Genomic DNA, 8,247 nt, shown 5'->3' with positions numbered 1-8,247 from the left:
TCTGGCACACACGCTCCGCTGATTGTCCATGGCTGTAGTTAAAAAGGGACGACGGCGAACCAACCGATTCAGGACCCGAGGCGTTCGGCAACGCATCGTTCGAGTTCGCGGCGGTCGTCGTGGTTTCGCTGGCTGCCCGTGCGGTACTCGATCACCTGCGTCCCGTCAGCCCCGGTCGAGTCGGCGTACAGTTCTCGGAGGCGGCTCCGGTCGTCCGTCCGTGCGAACTCAAGATCGTAGAGAGCCGCCGAGTGCTCGAAATCGAGGCCGTGCGGCGTCCGGAACCACTCCTCGAAGCCCCCGTGATCCTCGATCGGCAGGAGATGGAAGATCCCGCCACCGTCGTTGTTGAGACAGACGATAGTCGCGTCGACGCCGGCCCGCGCGACCGCAAGTAGCCCGTTCATGTCGTGGTAGTAGGCGAGATCGCCCGTCACGAGCACGAGCGGGTCGTCGGTCCCGTGGCCGGCCCCGAGCGCCGTTGAGGTGATCCCGTCGATTCCCGAGGCCCCGCGGTTACCGAGGACGGTCAGATCTGCCTCGTCAGGGCGGCCGAACCGATCGAGGTCCCGGACCGGCATCGAGTTCGAAATAAACACCGTCGCAGGGTCGGGTGCGAACTCAACCGCGTCGGCGAGCACCGCTCCCTCTGGCGGCTCCTCGCCCCCGACGAACGACCAGTAAGCGGTCTCAAGATCGGTGAGTTCCGTTGCGAGCGTGCCGGCTTCGCGATCGACGGCGGTAGCAAGGTCGGCGGCGACCCGCGTCGGGTCAGCGACGAGGAGGTCGGTGGCCGTGAACGTCGCCTCCCGCCACCCCCCTCCAGGGTCGACGATGAACTGTCTCGCCCCCGAGTCCCGGAGGTAGTGCCTGAGCGGCTTCGAGGTCGGCGACGCGCCGAACCTGACGACGACGTCGGGCGTCGACTCAACCGCCGACACGTAGCCATCGTAGCCGCCACAGACCGCGATGTCGATCGTTTGCGGGCCGAACCGGTGGCCAGACAGCGGGTCGGCGGCCACCGCGAACCCGCTCGCGCGTGCGAACGACGCCAGCGCGTCGCGGCTCGGGGTCGGGCGGTCGGCGGGGCCACACACTATCAGGCCGGTTTCAGCGTCCTCGATCGCCGCGGTGACCGCATCGCGGTCGGGCGCCGAAAGCGTCGCCCGCCCCTGCGTCACCGCGACGAACGGTCCCTCCCGACCCGCGGTCGCCGGACGGTCACCGGCATCGAATCCCTCGGGCAGCGAGCCGTCCGGCACGCCCTTGGGAACCGCCCCTTCGGGAGCGGTTGGTTCCAGGGGCTTTCGGAACGGGACATCGAGATGGACCGGTCCGGAGGGTACGCCGGTGGCCGTCGCGACCGCCCGCGAGAGCGCAGTCCGGAGCGACCGAAGCTTCCGGTCAGCGGCCTCGGGTTCGGGAAGCTTGCGGTACTGCCGGACCGAGCCGCCGTAGAAGCGTTCTTGATCGATCGTCTGGTTCGCACCGCTGTCGGCCAACTCCGGTGGGCGGTCGGCGGTCAAAAGCACCATCGGAACCCGAGCCGAGTCTGCCTCGACGACCGCCGGATGGAGGTTCGCGAGCGCGGTCCCGGAGGTGCAGACGACCGGGGCCGGCCGGCCGGTTCGTTTCGCGTAGCCGAGCGCAAAAAAGCCGGCCGAGCGTTCGTCGAGGTGGGAGACGGCGTTGACTCCCGGGTGTTCGGAGAGGGCGATCGTCAACGGCGTCGAGCGCGACCCCGGACAGAGGACGGCCGTTTCGACGCCGGCCTTCACGAGTTCGTCGGCGACGGCTTCTCCCCACAGCGTGTTGAGTTCGCCGGCCATACGGTCACTCCAGTTCGTCGAGGATCGGGCGGTACTTGAGTTGGACCTCGTCCCATTCGCTGTCGGGGTCGGAGTCCTCGACGATCCCGACGCCGGCGAACAGGGTAGCCGTCGGCCCCCGCGAAAGAGCCGAACGGATCGCGACCGCGAAAGAGCCGTAGCCGGCGGCGTCGAACCAGCCGACCGGAGCCGCATACCACCCCCGCTCGAACGGCTCGGTGTCGCGGATGGTCCGTAACGCCTCCGTCGGTGGCAGCCCGCCGACTGCGGGGGTCGGGTGCAGCGCCTCAACGAGCGCCAACACGTGCTCGTCGTCAGCGAGTTCGGCAGTAATCGGCGTCTCTATGTGCTGGACGGTCGCCAGCCGGCGGACCGAGCGCTTCCCGGCGCGGATCGAGGCGGCGTATGGCTCCAACTGCGAGCGAACCGCGTCCGCGACGAGTTCGTGCTCGTGGACGTTCTTCTCGTCGGCTAAAAGCTCCGCCGCGAGCCACTCGTCCTCCTCGGGGGTATCGCCCCGGCCGGTTGTCCCGGCGAGCGCGCCTGTCCCGACTGTCCGTCCCCGCCGGCCGACCAATCGTTCCGGCGTCGCCCCGAAGAACCCCCCGGAGCCGTCGTCGGGTTCGAGAAGAAACCGATAGCAATCGGGGTAGCGCCGCTTGAGCCGCATGAGCGTCGCCGGCATCGAGAGCGGCCGCTCAAGCGATGTCCGAAGCGCCTGCGCAAGGACGACTTTCCGGAGTTCGCCGGCTTCAATCCGGTCGGTCGCTGCGACGACGCTGTTGCGCCACTCGGCCTCCGATGTCGTCCGGGTTCGTTCCGTGATTCCAGGGGGTGTCCCGACCGGCCCCGGGTCCGGTAGCGTCTCGAACCGATTGACCGTCTCCTCGAGACGACGCTCGACAGCCTCTGGGTCGGTCCCGACATCGTTGACCGTCAGCCACGCCTCGCCGTCGATGTACGTCACCTGCGTCCGCGGGAGCACAAACTTTGCTCCCGGATACCCCTCCCAAGGTGCCGACTCGGTGTGCTCGTCGTGGAAGGCAAACCCGCCGAACAGCCGAGGGCGGGCGGCGAGCGCGCCCGCGTGGACGTTGCCAACTGAGAACAGCTCCGCAGCGGCCTCCCGGACAGTTCGAAACCGATCCGGGCCGTCCGCCCGGATCGTCGTCGCCGACCCGCTTCCGACGACCGTCGCCTCGTCAGGGGCCGACCAGAACGTTCGCGGCGAATTTGCCGCCGAAAGCACCGAACGCTGGTCCGGGACAGTCGACAACTCGACGGCCCGACTCACGAGCCCTCGGGTCCGCGGGGCTGTCTTCTCGCTACCCAACGGTTCCATTACCGATTCTTGGGCCCCCACCGTATTAGGTTACGTGTTCACCGACGACTGCTCGCCGCTATAATTTGGACTCGGCGTCGTCGGCGAGTTCCTCCATCCGTTTGCCGATCCGTCCCGCGTCGGAGAACTCGTCTTCGGCCATCACGTTCGCAAGAGCGTTGCCGAGAACGAACACCGCGTGTTTGTGTTCGCTTTTCGATTTGTGTACGTCGTCGGGCGTTACATCGAGTTCGCCGTAGGGGTCGAACACCGAGCTATCGATCTCGTCCATCCCGTCGAAATGCTCCATGATGGAGACCATTTTCGCGTGTAGTTCGAGGAGTTCGTCCTTGTGCATACTCGTGGATACTGCTACGCGCCGTTTAACACTTGTGCAGCATGAGGACACATACACCGCTCGCCGGGTCGGACGGCCGGTGGGCGCTCGCTGGCGTCAGAAGACGTACTCGTCGTCGTGGCCCATCATCCCGTCCTCTTGAAACCCCGGTTCGTCCTCGTCGTCCATCGGACCACTCGTTTTGTAGGCGCGAAGCCCGGTCGATAACAGTTCCTCTATCGCTTCCTCGCGGTTGACGAACTCGCCCTCCTCAACGAGTTGCGCGATTTGCATTTCTAAGTGCTCCGGGACAGTAAGTTGTACCTTCGGCATCGGATCAAGTTCTGATTCGGGGATGGTGTATTTAAATCTGTCGAGTAATTTTCCGCCGGTGCAAAGCCACATCAGCAATATTGAAAGAATATTTTTCTATTCCATCAGATTCGCTTCGAGAGCTGACCCGGCGAACGGACATCGAAGCGACAGCCATAGGGGTCCGCCGGTTCGAGCCATCACATGAAAGACGTGACCGACCTCCACGAGGAGTTCGGCGGCGAACGGCTCCCACCGGGACAGCGCGAGACCTCATCGTTTCCCGTGCTCTCGAAGGGCGAGACGCCGTCCGTGCCGACCGACCCGGGGCTTGAGGTGTGGGGTGCGGTCGAAGACGACGGGTCCATCTCGTTTGACGAACTCCAACGCCTCGGCGCTGAGCGCCAACGGCAGGATTTTCACTGCGTGACCGGGTGGTCGCGGCTCGGCTGCGTCTTCGAGGGGCTCCCGTTCCCGACACTCGCTGCTCGCGTCGGCGTTCACAACGATGCGGCCCACGTGCTGTTTCACGCGCACGACGGCTACACGACTGATCTCCCGCTTTCGTCGTGTCTTCGGGCAGAAGTGCTGTTGGCCTGGACCCTTGAGGATGAACCAATCCCGGCTGAACACGGCGGGCCGCTCCGCGTCGTCACCCCCCACAAGTACGCGTACAAGGGCGCGAAGTGGCTCTCCGGAATCGAGTTCCTGACCGAGCGCGAACGCGGCTACTGGGAACGGCGTGGTTACTCCGGAACCGCAAACCCCTGGGACGAGGAGCGCTACAGCTGACATCCTCGGGCGTTCGGCAGGTGATTCGGGCCGAAGGATTAATCTCATGAAGAATGAAAGCTAGTTTATGGCCGGTCCCACGCGCGTGTTGCTCGTTGATGACGATCCCTCTCTGGCTGACCTCATGGCCAACCAACTCTCCGATCTTGGCGACCGGTTCTCGATCCAGGTCGAAACCGACCCGAACGACGCGCTTGAGGCCGCCGAGACAGGACGGTTCGACTGCGTCGTTAGCGACCATCACATGCCCCGGATGACCGGGCTTGAGTTGCTCCAGTACGTCCGCGAGATGGACCCCGATCTCCCGTTTATTCTCTTTACTGCTCGCGGGAGCGAGGAGATCGCAAGCGACGCCGTCTCGGAGGGTGTGACCGACTACTTCCGGAAACGCCGCGGCTCCGACCAGTGGCGCGTTCTCGCAAACCGGATCGAAAACGCCGCCGCCAGATACCGCGCCGAAGAGGCGGTCCAGCGGCGCGAGTCCGCACTCCGGGAACTGGCCCGGACCGTGATCGACAGCGTCTCCACACCCATCGAGTCACTCTGTGAACTCGGGTGTCGGACCCTCGAGGTCGAGTACGGCGCGCTGTTGACCGACACCGAAGCCGGCAGCGACCGCGAGATTCTCGTCGAAAGCTCCGAGAACGACCTCCCGTTCGAAACCGATGACGGGGTGACGCTGCCCGACAACATCGGCACCCCAACCGTCGACGGCGACGGTATCGTCGCTGTCGCTGGAGACACAGATGGGGGCGAGGCGGCCGGGTTCTCGTCGTACGTCGGCACCCCGGTGTACGTCGGTGAGCGCCGCTACGGGACGCTCTGTTTTTGTGACCGCGGCGATCGAACGGAGTTCACTGCCTGGGAGCGCGCCTTCGTCGAACTGCTCGGCGATTGGCTCGGGCACGAACTGACGAGCGAGTGGGCGCGCGATCAAAGCGACGCGGTCCAGTCGGCACGCGGCCGGGTCGAACGCGCGCTCGGCGCGCTCGAAAACGACGACGGTGAGACAGCCCGCGAGGAGCTCGTCGAGGCGTACGACCTCCTCGATCGGGGCCCCCCAGCGACGTCCGCCGTTTCGATCGAACTCTCATGACCCCCGATCTCCGGATCCCGCTCACCTCCCGTCACGAGCGCCGGCCACGCAGTCCTCCAGCGGCGCCATGAGTTCGTCGGCAACCGCATAGGGATCGGTCTCCCTCCGCAGGACGCGATCGATGTAGGCCTCAAGTCCCCCGCGGGCTGTGAGTTCCTCCTGTAGCAGCCCAGCGGTGTCTTCCCGCAGTAGCGTCTTTATCTCGGCCTCGTAGCGCTGTCTGGCCTGCGCCTCGAGTTCCCCGCTCTCGGATAACCACGTTACGTGCTCGTCGATCGTTCCGAGGAACCCCTCAACTCCCTCGCCAGTCTTCGCGATCGTCTCGACGATCGCCGGTTGCCAGCCCTCGTCGGCGTCGGTACCTTCGTCGCCACCGGCATCGTCTGTGTCCGCCAACGTGTCTGCGCCGTGGTGGCCGGCCATCGGCGACGCGTCCCGCATACCGACCATCTCCTGAAGCTCCATTACCGTCCGGTCGGCGCCGTCCATGTCGGCCTTATTAACGACGAAGATGTCGGCGATCTCTAGGATGCCGGCCTTGAGCATCTGGATGTCGTCGCCCGATCCCGGCGGGACGAGCACCGACACCGTGTCGGCCGTCTTGACGATCTCGATCTCGTTTTGGCCCGCGCCGACGGTCTCGACGATGATCTTGTCCTTGCCGAAAGCGTCGAGCGCCTTTACCGCGTCCGTCGTGGCCGTCGAGAGCCCGCCGAGCGAGCCCCGAGCCGACATCGATCGGAAGAAGACATCCATATCGCCGACGTTCGAGGCCATTCGGATGCGGTCGCCCAACACCGCCCCGCCGGTGAACGGCGAGGAGGGATCGATCGCGATAACACCGACCGTTTCGCCCCGATCGCGGTACGTCGACGCCATCTTATCGACGAGCGTGGACTTTCCCGCGCCCGGCGACCCGGTGATCCCGATGACCTCCGCGTTGCCGGTGTGTTCGTGTAGTTGCGAGACGAGGTCGCGATACCCCGGCGATCGGTTCTCGATCTTCGTTATCACGCGCGCGAGCGCCCGATGTTTTCCCGCCAACAACTCGTCGACGAGCGTGTCCTCGGACATCTATCGCTCTGGCGCGTTCTCGCGGACGAACTCGATCGTCTCTTCCATCGTTGAGCCAGGGCCGAAGATGTTGGCGACGCCGGCCTCATAAAGTTCCTCCCGGTCGTCGTCGGGGATAATCCCGCCGATAATCACGAGCGTGTCCTCAAGAGCGTCGTACTCGTCGAGTCCGTCCATGATCTTCGGGACCAGCGTATCGTGGGCGCCCGAGAGGATCGAAATCCCGAGCACATCGACATCCTCTTGAACCGCCGCCTGGACGATGTCGTCGGGCGATTTGTGCAACCCCGAGTAGATGACCTCGAACCCGGCATCCCGGAAGGCCCGCGCGATGACGTGGGCACCACGGTCGTGACCGTCCAACCCGACTTTCGCAACCAGACACCGGATCGTTCGCTGTTCCTGTTCCGTGCTCATAGTCAGCACTACCGGGGGGAGGTGTTTGACTTTAACGGAGCTATTCTCCAAGAACACTGTGGTTGTGATTCCACAACTACGGTCGTGTTTGCCCGTCATCCGGCGATGCAGAATGGGACGATTCCGCACACGGCCCGCCGCTTCGATGGGTTTATGAATCGTGTCGAGATACTATGTGTTGCGTTCGAGGGCTCGTAGATCAGTGGTAGATCATCCCCCTGGCACGGGGAAGGCCCCGGGTTCAAATCCCGGCGAGTCCATTTCCTTCGCTCGTTTCACTCGCTCAGTCAATGAACTCGCCGACCCTCGCAAACCCTTCGGGTTTGCTCAGTCCCGGCGAGTCCATGCCGGTTGCACTTTCTAAGGATTCGCCAGACGGCGAAGCGATTACCACCGTCAGGCTGTCCAGGGCCGGGAGAGTCTGAGTGGAAGTACATCGGAATTAGCGAGTGACGCATAAAAGTGGCTTGTCTGACAATTAAAACCTGTTGCCGAGAGTGGCGGAACTCGGCAAATCCTCACGCAGGAGTCTCACCGGGGCCTCTCCAGCAAATCTTCTGCCAAGGGGAGCGCGGGCCTTCTACGTTGCGCGGGCCACTTCGACTCTCCAGCAGGTTACGATCCTCATTAAATCGCCGGGCGGCAGTGGGTTGATAAAATTATGGGTTTTTGATAATTCCCGCTCGCGGATTGCCTCACTCCGTGCGCAAATCGACTGCGAAGATTGCTCAGAAACGCGTTAGAGCTACCCGATTCTATGAAAGCTTGTTAGCAGTTCACAAGTAACATTTTTAAATCTAAGTGTAGCTTCAACTCTAAATCTGTAGACCCTCTTTGAGCTCAACTGGATAGAGCTGACGTAGCTTGATCCGAGCATCGTCAGTGGTGAACTGCCAGTCAATGGGGCGCTTGGTTTCGTTTCGACGCTGTTGCCACGCAGCGACCTCCGACCGGAGGGTCGCTGCGTGATAGATACGGCGGTTAAGACACTGCCGCTTGCCAGTAGATACGCGCCCAGAGGACATAACACTATACGTTCACGGTTGAAGCTACACTAAGACTAGACCGA

At 63.7% G+C, this 8,247-nt stretch carries 8 protein-coding genes and 1 tRNA gene; 3 read left to right on the top strand and 6 right to left on the bottom strand.

Annotated features, from left to right (window positions below):
• Positions 1–68: 68 nt before the first annotated feature.
• The 4 genes from menD to ACI944_RS08725 all read right to left on the bottom strand — a co-directional run bounded on the left by menD (position 69) and on the right by ACI944_RS08725 (position 3,820).
• Complete coding sequence (menD, locus tag ACI944_RS08740) at positions 69–1,829, bottom strand: 2-succinyl-5-enolpyruvyl-6-hydroxy-3-cyclohexene-1-carboxylic-acid synthase (RefSeq protein WP_411718668.1); 1,761 nt, start codon at positions 1,827–1,829, stop codon at positions 69–71.
• Positions 1,830–1,833: 4 nt separating this feature from the next.
• Positions 1,834–3,171: an isochorismate synthase MenF gene (locus ACI944_RS08735; protein ID WP_411718667.1), complete on the bottom strand. Its 1,338-nt coding sequence runs from the start codon at positions 3,169–3,171 to the stop codon at positions 1,834–1,836.
• Between the two features lie 58 nt (positions 3,172–3,229).
• Complete coding sequence (locus ACI944_RS08730; RefSeq protein ID WP_411718666.1) at positions 3,230–3,508, bottom strand: UPF0058 family protein; 279 nt, start codon at positions 3,506–3,508, stop codon at positions 3,230–3,232.
• 96 nt (positions 3,509–3,604) lie between these two features.
• On the bottom strand, positions 3,605–3,820 hold the full coding sequence (locus tag ACI944_RS08725) for a ribbon-helix-helix domain-containing protein (protein WP_015409007.1): 216 nt from the start codon (positions 3,818–3,820) through the stop codon (positions 3,605–3,607).
• A gap of 183 nt (positions 3,821–4,003) precedes the next feature.
• On the opposite strand from ACI944_RS08725, the gene ACI944_RS08720 reads away from it, so the two are divergent.
• Both ACI944_RS08720 and ACI944_RS08715 read left to right on the top strand, forming a co-directional pair.
• Complete coding sequence (locus ACI944_RS08720) at positions 4,004–4,591, top strand: molybdopterin-dependent oxidoreductase (protein ID WP_411718665.1); 588 nt, start codon at positions 4,004–4,006, stop codon at positions 4,589–4,591.
• A gap of 67 nt (positions 4,592–4,658) precedes the next feature.
• Positions 4,659–5,687: a response regulator gene (locus ACI944_RS08715; protein ID WP_411718664.1), complete on the top strand. Its 1,029-nt coding sequence runs from the start codon at positions 4,659–4,661 to the stop codon at positions 5,685–5,687.
• 21 nt (positions 5,688–5,708) lie between these two features.
• On the opposite strand, the gene meaB is transcribed toward ACI944_RS08715, so the two are convergent.
• Both meaB and ACI944_RS08705 read right to left on the bottom strand, forming a co-directional pair.
• Positions 5,709–6,761 carry a methylmalonyl Co-A mutase-associated GTPase MeaB gene (meaB, locus tag ACI944_RS08710; protein WP_411718663.1) on the bottom strand — a complete coding sequence of 351 codons (1,053 nt, stop codon included), beginning with the start codon at positions 6,759–6,761 and terminating at the stop codon, positions 5,709–5,711.
• Positions 6,762–7,178, bottom strand: coding sequence for a cobalamin B12-binding domain-containing protein (locus ACI944_RS08705; protein ID WP_411718662.1), 417 nt, complete (start codon positions 7,176–7,178; stop codon positions 6,762–6,764).
• A gap of 188 nt (positions 7,179–7,366) precedes the next feature.
• Between ACI944_RS08705 and ACI944_RS08700 the strand changes: the two genes are divergently transcribed.
• Positions 7,367–7,438: transfer RNA gene (locus ACI944_RS08700), tRNA-Ala, on the top strand.
• Positions 7,439–8,247: the final 809 nt, after the last annotated feature.

The organism is Natronomonas sp. (assembly GCF_046710025.1).
Classification (GTDB): Archaea; Halobacteriota; Halobacteria; order Halobacteriales; family Haloarculaceae; genus Natronomonas.
This window is presented reverse-complemented; position numbering and strand designations above follow the sequence as displayed.

What these genes read in the sequence shown, in the direction of transcription:
- menD (WP_411718668.1), bottom strand. Translation starts at nt 1,829, where the DNA reads ATGGCCGGCGAACTCAACACGCTGTGGGGAGAAGCCGTCGCCGACGAA.
- ACI944_RS08735 (WP_411718667.1), bottom strand. Translation starts at nt 3,171, where the DNA reads ATGGAACCGTTGGGTAGCGAGAAGACAGCCCCGCGGACCCGAGGGCTC.
- ACI944_RS08730 (WP_411718666.1), bottom strand. Translation starts at nt 3,508, where the DNA reads ATGCACAAGGACGAACTCCTCGAACTACACGCGAAAATGGTCTCCATC.
- ACI944_RS08725 (WP_015409007.1), bottom strand. Translation starts at nt 3,820, where the DNA reads ATGCCGAAGGTACAACTTACTGTCCCGGAGCACTTAGAAATGCAAATC.
- ACI944_RS08720 (WP_411718665.1), top strand. Translation starts at nt 4,004, where the DNA reads ATGAAAGACGTGACCGACCTCCACGAGGAGTTCGGCGGCGAACGGCTC.
- ACI944_RS08715 (WP_411718664.1), top strand. Translation starts at nt 4,659, where the DNA reads ATGGCCGGTCCCACGCGCGTGTTGCTCGTTGATGACGATCCCTCTCTG.
- meaB (WP_411718663.1), bottom strand. Translation starts at nt 6,761, where the DNA reads ATGTCCGAGGACACGCTCGTCGACGAGTTGTTGGCGGGAAAACATCGG.
- ACI944_RS08705 (WP_411718662.1), bottom strand. Translation starts at nt 7,178, where the DNA reads ATGAGCACGGAACAGGAACAGCGAACGATCCGGTGTCTGGTTGCGAAA.